General features: G+C 68.6%; 10 protein-coding genes. 3 read left to right on the top strand and 7 right to left on the bottom strand.

The genetic code is table 11. The features are described from left to right. Positions 1-30 precede the first annotated feature (30 nt). The 6 genes from HWX55_RS01495 to HWX55_RS01470 all read right to left on the bottom strand — a co-directional run bounded on the left by HWX55_RS01495 (position 31) and on the right by HWX55_RS01470 (position 7,546). Positions 31-1,170 (bottom strand): enoyl-CoA hydratase/isomerase family protein, encoded by a 1,140-nt coding sequence (locus HWX55_RS01495; RefSeq protein ID WP_175973397.1) that lies wholly within the window; start codon positions 1,168-1,170, stop codon positions 31-33. Next, positions 1,167-1,958: an enoyl-CoA hydratase gene (locus tag HWX55_RS01490; RefSeq protein ID WP_175973394.1), complete on the bottom strand. Its 792-nt coding sequence runs from the start codon at positions 1,956-1,958 to the stop codon at positions 1,167-1,169. Before HWX55_RS01490 ends, HWX55_RS01495 begins: the two co-directional genes overlap by 4 nt. Then, positions 1,955-2,857 (bottom strand): 3-hydroxyisobutyrate dehydrogenase, encoded by a 903-nt coding sequence (gene mmsB, locus HWX55_RS01485; protein WP_175973393.1) that lies wholly within the window; start codon positions 2,855-2,857, stop codon positions 1,955-1,957. The genes HWX55_RS01490 and mmsB overlap by 4 nt, the downstream gene beginning before the upstream one ends. 18 nt (positions 2,858-2,875) lie before the next feature. Further along, the gene (locus HWX55_RS01480; RefSeq protein ID WP_175973390.1) at positions 2,876-4,405 is read right to left on the bottom strand and encodes a CoA-acylating methylmalonate-semialdehyde dehydrogenase; all 1,530 of its coding nucleotides are present in this window, start codon (positions 4,403-4,405) and stop codon (positions 2,876-2,878) included. Positions 4,406-4,519: 114 nt separating this feature from the next. Continuing rightward, positions 4,520-6,226: an AMP-binding protein gene (locus HWX55_RS01475; protein ID WP_175973388.1), complete on the bottom strand. Its 1,707-nt coding sequence runs from the start codon at positions 6,224-6,226 to the stop codon at positions 4,520-4,522. Positions 6,227-6,412: 186 nt separating this feature from the next. Next, the gene (locus HWX55_RS01470; RefSeq protein WP_175973386.1) at positions 6,413-7,546 is read right to left on the bottom strand and encodes an acyl-CoA dehydrogenase family protein; all 1,134 of its coding nucleotides are present in this window, start codon (positions 7,544-7,546) and stop codon (positions 6,413-6,415) included. 137 nt (positions 7,547-7,683) lie between these two features. On the opposite strand from HWX55_RS01470, the gene HWX55_RS01465 reads away from it, so the two are divergent. From HWX55_RS01465 to HWX55_RS01455, 3 genes are all read left to right on the top strand, one after another. Next, positions 7,684-8,718, top strand: a complete 1,035-nt coding sequence (locus HWX55_RS01465) for an AraC family transcriptional regulator (RefSeq protein ID WP_175973385.1) — start codon at positions 7,684-7,686, stop codon at positions 8,716-8,718. A gap of 121 nt (positions 8,719-8,839) precedes the next feature. Then, on the top strand, positions 8,840-10,390 hold the full coding sequence (locus tag HWX55_RS01460; protein ID WP_175973383.1) for a nodulation protein NfeD: 1,551 nt from the start codon (positions 8,840-8,842) through the stop codon (positions 10,388-10,390). Next, positions 10,387-11,160: a slipin family protein gene (locus HWX55_RS01455; RefSeq protein ID WP_069617367.1), complete on the top strand. Its 774-nt coding sequence runs from the start codon at positions 10,387-10,389 to the stop codon at positions 11,158-11,160. Before HWX55_RS01460 ends, HWX55_RS01455 begins: the two co-directional genes overlap by 4 nt. An 89-nt stretch (positions 11,161-11,249) precedes the next feature. Here the strand turns inward: HWX55_RS01455 and HWX55_RS01450 are convergent, their stop codons facing one another. After that, complete coding sequence (locus tag HWX55_RS01450) at positions 11,250-12,527, bottom strand: haloacid dehalogenase-like hydrolase (protein WP_175973382.1); 1,278 nt, start codon at positions 12,525-12,527, stop codon at positions 11,250-11,252. Between the last annotated feature and the right edge of the window lie 314 nt (positions 12,528-12,841).

Below are 12,841 nucleotides of genomic sequence, written 5' to 3'. Positions count from 1 at the left end.
CACGCGGCGCGTCGGGCCCTCATGCAGCGATCACGCCGCGCCGAGATCGGCGAGCGGATGCGCGAACAGCTTCCACGGCGACGTCAGGAAATGCCTCACGCGTTCGGCGCGCAGCTCGACGAGCGACGCGGGCGCCCAGCGCGGCTTGCGATCCTTGTCGACGAGATGCGCGCGCACGCCTTCGCAGAAATCGCCTTCCTCGATCGCGCGCGCGACGATGCCGAGCTCCATCCGGAACGACTCCGCGAGCGTCATCTGCCGGCCGCGCAGCAATGCCTCGCGCGTCACCGCGAGCATCGTCGGCGAATGGCTCGCGAGCGCATCGAGCGTCGCCTGCAGCCATTGGCGGTGCTCGCGCGCCAGCTCGTCGCGCGCCAGTTCCTGCGTGAGCGTCGCAACGATCCGCTCGACGGTCGAGCGCTTGTCGAAGTGGCGGACGATCCACGGCATCTGGCTGTCGAGCGCCGCATGCGGCACCACGTTGCACGGCGGCTCGAACACCTTGCGCAGCACCGGCAGCGCATCGCCGTCCCACTTCACGCTTTCGATCCGCGTCTCGAACGTGTCGAGCCACGCGGACGGCACGCACAGGTCCGCGAGCTTCGCGCTCAGCGCGTCGGCGCCCGACAGCATCGCGCCGGTCAGCCCCACGTACAGTTCGAGTTCGACCGGCAGGCGCGACAGGAAATGCGTCGCGCCCACGTCGGGCACGAGGCCGATGCGCGTTTCCGGCATCGCGATCTTGCTGCGCTCGGTCGCGACGCGCAGCGCCGCGCCCTGCGCGAGGCCCATGCCGCCGCCCATCGTCACGCCGTCCATCAGCGCGACCACCGGCTTCGGGAACGTGTGGATCGCGTAGTCGAGCCGGTATTCGTCGACGAAGAACGGCAGCCAGGTTTCGCGCTGCGCGACCATCCTGTATAACGCGCGCACGTCGCCGCCCGCGCAGAAGCCCTTCTCGCCCGCGCCGCGCAGCACGACCGCGACGATCTGGTCGTCGTGGCGGCAGCGCTCGAACAGCGCGGTCAGCTCTCCGATCATCGCGTACGACAGCGCGTTGAGCGCGGCCGGCCGGTTCAGCGTGATCAGCGCCACGCGGTTCACCACGCGAAACAGCACCTCGGGCGCATGCTCCGCGAATGCGTCGTGATTCGTCACCGGCGTGCTCATCGTTGCGGCTCTCCATCGATATGCCACTGCGGCGCGCGCTTGCCCAGGAACGCCGCCACGCCTTCGCGCGGATCGGCCGTGTCGAACAGATCGACGAAGCGTTCGCGCTCCACGGCAAGCGCCGCGTTGCGCGGCACGCCGCGGCGCGCGAGGCCGATCAGCTCCTTGCTGTAGGCGACCGCGTGCGGGCTTTGGCGCGCGACGTTGCGCGCCAGCGCGAGTGCCGCCTCGCGCGCGGCGCCGCTTTCGACCACGTCCTCGACGAGGCCGATCCGCAGCGCGGTGGTCGCATCGACGCGCGCGCCGGTCAGGATGATCTTCTTCGCCCAGCCTTCGCCGACGAGCCAAGGCAGCGTCTGCGTGCCGAGCCCGCACGGCAGCAGGCCGACCGACGGCTCGGGCAGCGCCATCTGCGCATGCGTCTCCGCGATCCGCAGGTCGCAAGCGAGCGCGCATTCGAGGCCGCCGCCCATCGCATAGCCGTTGATCGCCGCGATCGTCACGACGCGCGCGTCGTGCAGCGCCTCGAACGCCGCGCCGAAGCGCGACGCCATTGCGCGCGCGACCGCGCGATCGCCGTCGGCGAACGTGTTGAGGTCGGCGCCCGCGCTGAAGAACTTCGGGCCGTCGCCGGTGATCACCAGTGCGCGCACGCGCGGGTTCGCATTCAGTTCGGCGACGGTTTGCTGCAATTGCTGCAGCCCGTCGGCGGTAAAGGCGTTCGCGGGCGGACGCTTGAGCGTCGCGCACGCGATCGCGCCGTCGTCGACGAAGTCGAGTTCGATCATGAGGCGTCCTTCTTCGTGGCCGGCTGGTACAGGCGGATCACCGCCGAGAAATCGAGCTGGCCGTCGCCGCGGCTGCTCATCGTCTGGTACAGCTGCTGCGCGAGCGCGCCGAGATAGACGGGCTGGCGCGCCTGCTTCGCCGCATCGTTCGCGAGGCCGAGATCCTTCAGCATCAGGTCGGTGCCGAAGCCGCCCGTGTAGCCGCGCGACGACGGCGCGGTGTCGATCACGCCCGGATACGGATTGTAGGTATCCGAACTCCAGCAGCGGCCCGTCGACGTGTTGACGATGCCGGCCAGCACCTTCGGGTCGATGCCGAGCGCGACGCCGAGCGACATCGCCTCCGACACCGCCGCCATCGAGATGCCGAGCACGAGGTTGTTGCAGACCTTCGCGACCTGGCCCATGCCCGTCGCGCCGCAATGGACGATGTTCTTGCCCATCCCGGCGAGCACGGGCTTCACGCGCTCGAAATCCGCGTCGCTGCCGCCGACCATGAAGGTCAAGGTGCCGGCCGCCGCGCCGCCGGTGCCGCCCGACACCGGCGCATCGACGAACGCGCCGCCGTGCTCGCGCACCAGCGCGCCGAACGCCTGCGCGCTCGCCGGGTCGATCGTGCTCGAATCGATCACGGTCGCACCGGCGTCGAGGCCGGCCAGCACGCCGTTCTCGCCGGCGAGCACCGAGCGCACGTGCGGCGCGGCCGGCAGCATCGTGATCACGAACGTCACGCCCGATGCCGCATCGCGCGGCGACGCGGCCACCTGCGCGCCGGCGTCCTGCAGCGCGCGCAACGCGTCGGCGCTCAGGTCGAACGCATGCACGTCATGGCCGGCTTTCAGCAGGTTCAGCGCCATCGGTGCGCCCATGTGGCCGAGGCCGATAAATCCGATTTTCATGTTCGTTTCCTTCGCCGCTCAATGCAGCCGGATCGTCGTGTTCACCGGGCCGGCCGTCGTGTCGTCGTCGAACCAGCGCGCGGTGACCGTCTTCGTCTGCGTGTAGAACTGCACGACCTGCTTGCCGTACGGGCCGAGATCGCCGAGCTTCGAGCCGCGCGAACCGGTGAAGCTGAAGAACGGCACGGGCACCGGAATCGGGATGTTGATGCCGACCTGGCCGACGTCGATCTCGCTCTGGAACTTGCGCGCGGCCGCGCCGCTCTGCGTGAAGATGCCCACGCCGTTGCCCATCGGGTTCGCGTTGACCAGCGCGATCGCGTCGTCGAGCGTGTCGACCTCCATCACGACCAGCACCGGCCCGAAGATTTCATGCGTGTAGATCGACATGTCGGTTTTCACGCCGGAGAAGATCGTCGGGCCGATGAAGTTGCCTTCCTCGAAGCCCGCGACCTTCACGTCGCGGCCGTCGAGTTCGAGCGTCGCGCCTTCCTTGATGCCCATGTCGATCAGCGACAGGATCCGCGCCTTCGCGCCGCGCGACACGACCGGCCCGACGTCGGTGCCCGCTTCCGAACCCGCGTTGACCTTCAGCGTCTTCGCCTTCGCGACGAGATCGGGCAGCCATTCGCGCGCGCTGCCGACGAGCACCGCGACGGACGTCGCCATGCAGCGCTGGCCGGCCGCGCCGAAGCCCGCGCCGACGAGCGCGTTGATCGTCTGCTCGCGGTTCGCGTCCGGCAGCACGATCGCGTGGTTCTTCGCGCCCATCATCGACTGCACGCGCTTGCCGTGCTGGCTGCCGAGGTTGTACACATGCGTGCCGACGGCCGTCGAACCGACGAACGAGATCGCCTTCACGAGCGGATGCGTGCAGATCGCGTCGACCACTTCCTTACCGCCGTGCACGACGTTCAGTACGCCTTTCGGTACGCCGGCCTCGAGCGCGAGCTCGACGAGTTCCATCGTCGACATCGGGTCCTGCTCCGATGGCTTCAGCACGAACGTGTTGCCGCACACGATCGCCATCGGGAACATCCACAGCGGAATCATCGCGGGGAAATTGAACGGCGTGATGCCCGCGCACACGCCGATGGGCTGGCGCAGCGTGTAGGTGTCGACGCCGCCCGCGACGTTCTCGGCGAATTCGCCGAGCTGCAGCGTGCCGATCGAGCACGCGTGCTCGACCACTTCGAGGCCGCGGAAGATATCGCCTTCGGCATCGGGAAGCGTCTTGCCCTGCTCGGCCGTCAGCGTCTTCGCGATGCGCTGCTGGTTCGCGCGCACCAGATCCTGGAACTTCAGCATGATGCGCATGCGCGCGGAAATCGGCGTGTTCTTCCACGTCGCATACGCGGCGTGCGCGGCCTGCACGGCCGCGTCGACTTCCGCGACCGTCGCGAACGGCACGCGCGCGAGCACCTGCTGCGTCGCCGGGTTGACGACGTCGCGCCACTCGTGGGTGGCGGACTCGACGAAAGCGCCGTCGATCAGCAGCTTGACCGTCGGCACGTCTTGCCCCGTACGGGGCGTCGGATTCGCGTTCATCAGTGCACTCTCCTTGCAGTGAGCCGCGTGGCGTCAGGCGACACGCGGCCGGTTCGGTTCAGTCAGGCTGCGGGCGGCGCGCCGCGAAATGCGGCGCGCTCGGCCCGCTTCCGGTCATTTCAGTTCGTTGGCAAAATCTTCTTCCCAGTATTCGCCGGGCATGCGCGCGGTTGCATCGTCGCCGCGCTCGATCTCGCGGCGGCGCAGCTCGACGCGGCGGATCTTCCCCGAGATCGTCTTCGGCAGCTCCGCGAATTGCAGCCGGCGGATGCGCTTGTACGGCGCGAGCTTCTCGCGCGAGAAACGGAAAATCTCCAGCGCGAGCGCGGGGCTTTCTTCATAGCCCTGGCGCAGCGTGATGAACGTCTTCGGCACCGACAGCCGAACCGGGTCCGGGCTCGGTACGACGGCCGCTTCCGCGATCGCCGGGTGCTCGATCAGCACGCTTTCGAGTTCGAACGGGCTCAGCCGGTAGTCGGACGACTTGAACACGTCGTCCGCGCGGCCGATGTACACGTAGTAGCCGTCGTCGCGACGCATCGCGATGTCCGACGTGCGGTAGTGGCCGTCGCGCATCGCATGGGCCGTCGCATCGGGATTGTTCGCATAGCCAGTCATCAGCCCGACCGGGCGCGTGACGCCGTCGCCGATCGGCAACGCGACCTCGCCTTCGGTCACCGGCGCGCCGTCCGGGTCGAGCAGCGCGATCCGATAGCCGGGCAGCGGCCGGCCCATCGAGCCCGCGACCACCGGCTGGCCCGGAGAATTGCCGATCAGGCAGGTCGTCTCGGTCTGGCCGTAGCCGTCGCGGATCGAGATGTTCCATGCCTTCTTCACGCGCTCGATGATCTCGGGATTCAGCGGCTCGCCCGCACCGACGATCTCGCGCAGCTTCACGTCGAACGACGCGAGCGGCTGCTGCACCAGCATGCGCCACACGGTCGGCGGCGCGCACAGCGTCGTCACCCGGTATTTGACGAGCGCATCGAGCACGACCTTCGGCTCGAAGCGCGCATAGTTGAACGCGAACACGCACGCCTGCGCATTCCACGGCGCGAAGAAGCAGCTCCACGCGTGCTTCGCCCAGCCCGGCGAGCTGATGTTCCAGTGGATGTCGCCCGGCTGCAGGCCGACCCAGTACATCGTCGACAGATGGCCGACCGGATAGGTGCGGTGCGTATGCTCGACGAGCTTCGGCTTCGACGTCGTGCCCGACGTGAAGTACAGCAGCATCGGATCGTTCGCGTGCGTGACGGCATCCGGCTCGAACGCGGCGCTCGCCGCATAGCCGTCGTTCATCGCGAGCCAGCCTGCGCGCGGCGCGCCGGCGACGATCTTCTGCTTCAGGCCGAGGCCGGCCTGCTCGAACTTCGCGGTTTCGTTTTCGTCGACGATCGCGTAGGTCGCGCCGCCGATCTGTACGCGATCGCGCACGTCGTCGGGCGACAGTTGCGTGGTGGCGGGCAGCACGATCGCGCCGAGCTTCATCGCGGCCAGCATCGCGTCCCACAGCTCGACCCGGTTCGGCAGCATCAGCAGAATGCGATCGCCGCGCACGACGCCGATCGAACGCAGCCAGTTCGCGATCCGCGACGAACGCTCGGACATTTGCGCGAACGAGTACGGATCGCCGGTGCCGGTCGCCGCGTCGACGATCCACAGCGCGGGCTGGTCATTGCCGCGCGCCATCGGGTCGAAGTAGTCGAGCGCCCAGTTGAACGCATCGAGCACCGGCCATGCGAAATCGCGGTACGCGGTGTCGTAGTCGGTGCGATGGCGCAGCAGAAAGTCGCGTGCGTCCAGGAATGCCTGTACCGTCATGTGTCGTCTCCGTCCAGTCTCCATGCCCAGCGGTCAACCGGCACAGGTGCCGCGGCACCTGCACCGTTCCGTGTTGCACGGCGCACGGTCACGTCGTTGCGTGCCGCGTTCGCCGCGCTGCCCTCGTGCCTGCTTCCCGTGTGTGCTCGTTCGATTGCGTGATGCCGGATGGGAGCGCGTCGCGACTCAAAGCTGCCGTGCGATCACCATCCGCTGCACTTCGCTGGTGCCTTCGTAAATCTGCGTGATGCGCGCGTCGCGATAGTGACGCTCGACTTCGTAGTCGACCAGGTAGCCGTAGCCGCCGTGGATCTGGATCGCATCCGAACACACGCGCTCGGCCATCTCGGACGCGTACAGCTTCGCCTGCGACGCTTCCGACAGGCATGGCAGCCCGGCCGTGCGCAGCTTCGCCGCGTGATGCACGAGCAGGCGCGCGGCGTTGATCTGCACGGCCATGTCCGCGAGCTTCTGCTGGATCGCCTGATGCTCGGCGATCGGCTTGCCGAACTGCACGCGCTCGCCCGCATAGCGGCGCGCCTTGTCGAACGCGGCGCGCGCGATGCCGAGCGCCTGCGCGGCAATGCCGATGCGCCCGCCTTCGAGGTTCGACAACGCGATCTTCAGCCCTTCGCCGCGATTGCCGAGCAGGTTCTCTTCCGGAATCGCGCAGTTCTCGAACGTGATCGGGCACGTGTCCGATGCGCGGATACCCATCTTCTTCTCGGGCTTGCCGACGATGAAGCCCGGCGTGTCGGTCGGCACCAGGAATGCGGAAATGCCGCGCTTGCCGGCTTCCGGGTCCGTCATGGCAAAAACGATCGCCACACCGGCGCGCTGGCCGTTGGTCACGAACTGCTTCGCGCCGTTCAGCACCCATTGGCCGTCGCGCAATTCGGCCCGCGTGCGCAGGTTGTTCGCCTCGGAGCCGGCATGCGGCTCGGTCAGGCAGAATGCGCCGATCACCCGGCCGGCCGCCATGTCGGCCAGCCAGCGATCCTTCTGCGCGGGCGTGCCGAAGCCAAGGATCGGCCCGCAGCCGACCGAGTTGTGCACGCTCATCATCGTCGCGCACGCGGCGTCGCCGGCCGCCACTTCCTCCATCGCGAGCGCATACGCGACGTAGTCCGTATACGAGCCGCCCAGTTCCTGCGGCACGATCATCCCGAGCAGGCCGAGCTCGCCGAGCTGCGCGACGATCGCGTCGGGCAGGTGCGCGTCGTGGTCCCACTGCGCGGCGTTCGGCGCCAGCATCTCGGTCGCGAAAGCGCGCGCGGCGTCGCGGATCATCCGCTGGTCTTCGGTGTAAAGCTCGTCCATGGTGCTGCTGTCTCCCGCGGCCGCCGGGCGCGACCGTCCTTGCGTTTCGATGCAACAAGTGTAGGCAAGCGCGCGCGACTGTTCGATGCTCGCGTCGCTCATTTACACTGAGCGTTTTTGCCACACCGGCGACACCGATGAAGCAGGAAGACAAGGGAACCGTCGCGATCAGCCTCGTCGCGTACAGCGTCGCGCTCGCCACGCGGCGCGGCGTCGCGGCCGAGCCGCTGCTCGCGCAGGCCGGCATCGCGCCGGCGCTGCTCGCGCAGCCGCGCGCCCGCGTGTCCGCGCAGCAATACGGCGCGCTGTGGAACGCGATCGCGCGCACGCTCGACGACGAGTTTTTCGGGCAGGATCGCCACCCGATGCGCAGCGGCAGCTTCATCGCGATGAGCCAGGCGGCGCTGTCCGCGCGCGAGGGGCTGCACGCGATGGCGCGCGCGGTGAACTTCATGCACTGCGTGCTCGACGACCTGCATGCGGAACTCGACGCGAATCCGCAGCGCGTGCGGCTGCGTTTCGTGCACCGCAACAACGGCGCGACGCCCGCGATGTTCACGTACGCGACCTATTTCATCATCGTGTACGGGCTCACCTGCTGGCTGATCGGCCGGCGCATTCCGCTGCTGCATGCGAGCTTCCGCTGCGATACGCCGCCCGCCGACCACGAATACCCGTCGATGTTCTGCGACGACATGCGGTTCAACGAGCCCGATTCGTATGTCGATTTCGATCCCGAATTCGCGACGCTGCCGGTCGTGCAGAACGCGAAGACGCTGAAGACGTTTCTGCGCAACGCGCCGGCCAGCTTCATCGTCAAGTACCGCAACCCGAACGCGCTCGCGCAGCGCGTGCGCGCGGTGCTGCGCGGGATGCCGCCCGCCGCATGGCCGGGCGCGGGCGGAATGGCCGCGCGGCTGCACGTGGCCGAGGCCACGCTGCGCCGCAAGCTGCACCAGGAAGGCCACGCGTACCAGTCGATCAAGGACACGCTGCGGCGCGATCTCGCGTTCGAGGCGCTGGCCGACCCGGCCCGCACGATCGCCGACGTCGCGGCCGCGACCGGGTTCGCGGAACCGAGCGCGTTCTACCGCGCGTTCCGCAAATGGAGCGGGCGCAGCCCGGCCGACTATCGCGACGAAGTGCTCGCGCGCGGCGGCGGCGCCAGCTGACGCCGGCTGGTGCGGCCGCACCTTCGCGCTTTCGGCCGAAACCGCCTAATCTTCAAGCATCGGGCCCACGCCCTTTTCGCGAGCCGGACGGCACGCGGCCGTGCGCCGCCCGGACGCCCCGATGCGTTTTCACCGTCATGAGCCGCCGCCGGCGCCTGCCGCGCCGGCCGGCCGCCCCCGTCACCCGCTGTCCGCGCGGGTCGCGCGCGCCGCGCTGTTCGCGGCGCTGCTCGTCGTGTGCGCCGCGCTCGCCGCGCCGCCATCGGCCGACGCGCCCGTCGCGCGCCCGGTCGTCGTGATTCCCGTCAACGGCGCGATCGGCCCGGCCAGCGCCGATTTCATCGTGCGTTCGCTCGACCGCGCGGCCCGCGAGCGCGCGCCGCTCGCGATCCTCCAGCTCGACACGCCCGGCGGCCTCGATACGTCGATGCGGCAGATCATCAAGGCCATCCTCGGCTCGCCGGTGCCGGTCGCCGCGTTCGTCGCGCCGGGCGGCGCGCGGGCGGCGAGCGCGGGCACCTACATCGTCTATGCGAGCCACTTCGCGGCGATGGCGCCGGGCACCAATCTCGGCGCGGCGTCGCCCGTGCAGTTCGGCATCGGCGGCGCGGCGCCGCCGGGTGCGAATCCCGCTGCGCCGCGACCGACCGGTGCATCGGGCGCGTCTGGCGTGTCGGACGCGCCGGCCACGCTGCCGACCGATACGCAATCGACCGAAATCCGCAAGGCGATGCAGGATGCATCCGCGTATATCCGCGGCCTCGCGCAATTGCGCGGGCGCAATGCCGAATGGGCGGAGCGCGCGGTGCGCGAGGCCGTGAGCCTGTCGGCGAACGAGGCGCATACACAGCATGTGGTCGATCTGATCGCGCAGGACCCGGCCGATCTCGCCCGCCAGCTCGACGGCCGCGCGGTGACGACGACCGCCGGCACGCTGCATCTCGCGACCGCGCACGCGCCGCTCGTCGTGCTCGCGCCCGACTGGCGCAGCCGGTTCCTCGCGATCATCGCCGATCCGAACGTCGCGCTGATCCTGCTGACGATCGGCATCTACGGCCTCTTCTTCGAATTCGCGAATCCGGGCTTCGTGCTGCCGGGCGTCGCCGGCACGATCTGCCTGCTGGTCGGCCTGTTCGCGATGCAGTTGCTGCCGGTCAGCTATGCGGGCCTCGGCCTCGTATTGCTCGGGCTCGGCTGCCTCGTCGCCGAGGCGTTCCTGCCGACCTTCGGTGTACTCGGATTCGGCGGAATCGTCGCGTTCACGATCGGCGCGCTGATGCTGATCGACACCGACGTGCCCGGCTACGGGATTCCGTGGCCGGTGATCGCGAGCCTCGCGCTCGGCGGCGGGCTGTTCGTCGCGGGCGTATCGAGCGTCGCGCTGCGCGCGCGGCGCCGCCCGGTCGTGACGGGCGCCGAGGCGATGCTCGGCAGCATCGGCGAAGTGCTCGACGACGGCCTCCAGCCGGACCAGCCGCTGGGCGCGGCCGGCGTCGCGCCGTCGGCCGCCGGCTGGGCGCGCGTGCACGGCGAGCGCTGGCGCGTGGCGAGCAGCACGCCGCTGGCGGCCGGCTGCCGCGTGCGCGTGACCGGCCGCCACGGGCTGACGCTGACGGTCGCGCCGCTCTACGACGTGCCCGGCCCCGCCCATCCCCAGGGAGAACCTTCATGATCGGTTACACGTTCGGCTTCAGCAGCGTCCTGGTCGTCTTCGTCGTGGTGCTCGTCGCATCGTCGATCCGCATCTTTCGCGAGTACGAGCGCGGTGTCGTGTTCATGCTCGGCCGGTTCTGGAAGGTGAAGGGGCCGGGGCTCGTGCTGATCATCCCGATCGTCCAGCAGGTCGTGCGGATCGACCTGCGCACCGTCGTGTTCGACGTGCCGGCGCAGGACGTGATCACGCGCGACAACGTGTCGGTGAAGGTCAATGCGGTCGTGTATTTCCGCGTCGTCGATCCCGAAAAGGCCGTGATCCAGGTCGCGCGCTTCTTCGAGGCGACGAGCCAGCTCGCGCAGACGACGCTGCGCGCGGTGCTCGGCAAGCACGAACTCGACGCGCTGCTCGCCGAGCGCGAACAACTGAACGCCGACATCCAGAAGACGCTCGACGCGCAGACCGATGCGTGGGGGATCAAGGTGTCGACGGTCGAGATCAAGCACGTCGACCTGAACGAGACGATGATCCGCGCGATCGCGCGGCAGGCCGAAGCCGAGCGCGAGCGGCGCGCGAAGGTGATTCACGCGGAAGGCGAATTGCAGGCGTCGGAGAAGCTGCTGCAGGCCGCGCAGCGGCTCGCGCTGCAGCCGCAGGCGATGCAGTTGCGCTACCTGCAGACGCTGACGACGATCGCCGCGGACAAGAATTCGACGATCGTGTTTCCGTTGCCGATCGATTTGCTGGGGGCGTTGCTGGACCGGTTGGGGGCGAAGCGCGAGCCTTGAGACGCGCGTGTGCCGGCCCGCACGACATCGCGGGCCGATACCGATAGGCGCAGGAGGCGTGGGCCGCGGCGCCCGCCGCCCCGCCCACGTCAGGCCAGCAGCTTGCGCTCGGTCTTGCCGTACTTGATCGACTTCTCGTCCGGAATCATCAGCCCCGTGTGCTCGTCGCGGCCCTGCAGCAGGAAGCGCGCGTCCGGGTTGCCGATCTGTTCGGCCGCGAGCTTGCTGTCCGCGCCGATCTCGCCCTTCTTCATCCGGTTGACGATCACGCCGGCCGCGGTGTCCTTGAAATCGCGCAGCATCCACGCGTCGCCGTCGCTGTCGCCGAACACCAGCAGCGGGCCGTAGCCCTTCTTCGACGCGAGCACGTTGCGGATGCCCACCGTCTTGCCCGGCCCCCAGTTGAAATGCCAGCCGGCCGGATAGGTGCTCGTGTACTTGCCGTCCTGCATGTCGAGACGCAGGCCGATCACGTTCTCGGGCGGCACGCCGTAGCCGTAGTTCGGATTGCCGGCGAATACGCGCACGACGTCGTCGAGCGACGCGGTGCTCACGTACACGTCGATGCCGTTCGCGCGCAGCGTATGCATCACCGCACGGATTTCCTCGTGAATGCGGATCCCGTGGAAATGCGTATCGGCCACCACGCCGGCCTTGCCCGGCAGCGTCTTCGGGCTTTCGTAGCGGACCTTGCGCAGCGCGTCGCCGATCCCGTAGTTGTTCGATGCTTCCGCCATCGCCTGCAGTTCGGCGGTCGTCATGTTCTGGTAGAAGTAGATGATCCACTTGTAACCGACTTCGAGCGGATGCGTGTCGCAGATCGCGTCGTACATGAAGTACAGCTTCGCGCGGAAATCCTTGAACTGATCGGTCTCGCGAATCTCGTCGAGGCTCTTGTCGCCGCCGAGGCCCTTGTAATTCGCATGGAGCCAGCGGTAGTCGGACTCGACGTCGGCCGCGAGGTCCTCCATCGTCACCGGCTTGCCGTCGACGGTCGTGTAGTCCTTCATGAACGCGCCCTTCGGCACGTCCTTCCACATCACGGCGACGAATTCGTCCGGCGTCAGCTTGTATTGCAGATGGTTGATCTGGTACATCAGCAACGCTTCTTCGCAGTCGTTCATGATGCACGTGTTGTCCCAGTCGAACACCGCATACGGGCGGCGCTTCGCGTCGTAGCGTGCGCTCTTGACGCCATGCCGGTCGAGCACCGCCTGCAGGCGCGCGGCGTTGAACGGCGACCAGCGGCCCGGGTCCAGCGCGTCTGGCGCCGTGGCGCTCTTCGCGCCGGCGATGCCGGCCTTGAGCATCAGCGGCGTCGCGGCGGTCGCCGCGGCAAGGGTGTTCATGAACCGGCGGCGTTGCATGGTCTCTCTCCGTGAAATGTCGAATCGGCTTCGGTCGCCCCGCGCGACGCGCGGCACACCGGCCCCGCGAAGCCGCAAAGGCTTCGAATTCGGGGCGGATGATGTGACGAAATTATTTCGGCAATTTGACGGCGTCGTGCCGCGACGCGACGAGGAGTTGATCCGGCGCGACATGCCGGGCGGGCGCCGGAGCCTCGCGTGGGGCTCCCGGCCGGCTCCCCGCCTGGGACGCGCGAGCACGCACCAACCCTCCGGCCCCGACCGCCGCGAACCTAGAGCTTCCCCTCCATTTCGACCGTTCATTAGGAGAAGCC

It is taken from the genome of Burkholderia sp. BCC1047 (assembly GCF_902833155.1).
Taxonomy (GTDB): Bacteria; Pseudomonadota; Gammaproteobacteria; order Burkholderiales; family Burkholderiaceae; genus Burkholderia; species Burkholderia sola.
Note: the sequence above shows the minus strand (reverse complement) of the source record. Positions and strands in the feature narration are given on the sequence as shown.

Bases quoted from the DNA above. Each gene is read 5' to 3' on its own strand.
- HWX55_RS01495 (WP_175973397.1), bottom strand. From the start codon at position 1,170: ATGAGCACGCCGGTGACGAATCACGACGCATTCGCGGAGCATGCGCCC.
- HWX55_RS01490 (WP_175973394.1), bottom strand. From the start codon at position 1,958: ATGATCGAACTCGACTTCGTCGACGACGGCGCGATCGCGTGCGCGACG.
- mmsB (WP_175973393.1), bottom strand. From the start codon at position 2,857: ATGAAAATCGGATTTATCGGCCTCGGCCACATGGGCGCACCGATGGCG.
- HWX55_RS01480 (WP_175973390.1), bottom strand. From the start codon at position 4,405: ATGAACGCGAATCCGACGCCCCGTACGGGGCAAGACGTGCCGACGGTC.
- HWX55_RS01475 (WP_175973388.1), bottom strand. From the start codon at position 6,226: ATGACGGTACAGGCATTCCTGGACGCACGCGACTTTCTGCTGCGCCAT.
- HWX55_RS01470 (WP_175973386.1), bottom strand. From the start codon at position 7,546: ATGGACGAGCTTTACACCGAAGACCAGCGGATGATCCGCGACGCCGCG.
- HWX55_RS01465 (WP_175973385.1), top strand. From the start codon at position 7,684: ATGAAGCAGGAAGACAAGGGAACCGTCGCGATCAGCCTCGTCGCGTAC.
- HWX55_RS01460 (WP_175973383.1), top strand. From the start codon at position 8,840: ATGCGTTTTCACCGTCATGAGCCGCCGCCGGCGCCTGCCGCGCCGGCC.
- HWX55_RS01455 (WP_069617367.1), top strand. From the start codon at position 10,387: ATGATCGGTTACACGTTCGGCTTCAGCAGCGTCCTGGTCGTCTTCGTC.
- HWX55_RS01450 (WP_175973382.1), bottom strand. From the start codon at position 12,527: ATGCAACGCCGCCGGTTCATGAACACCCTTGCCGCGGCGACCGCCGCG.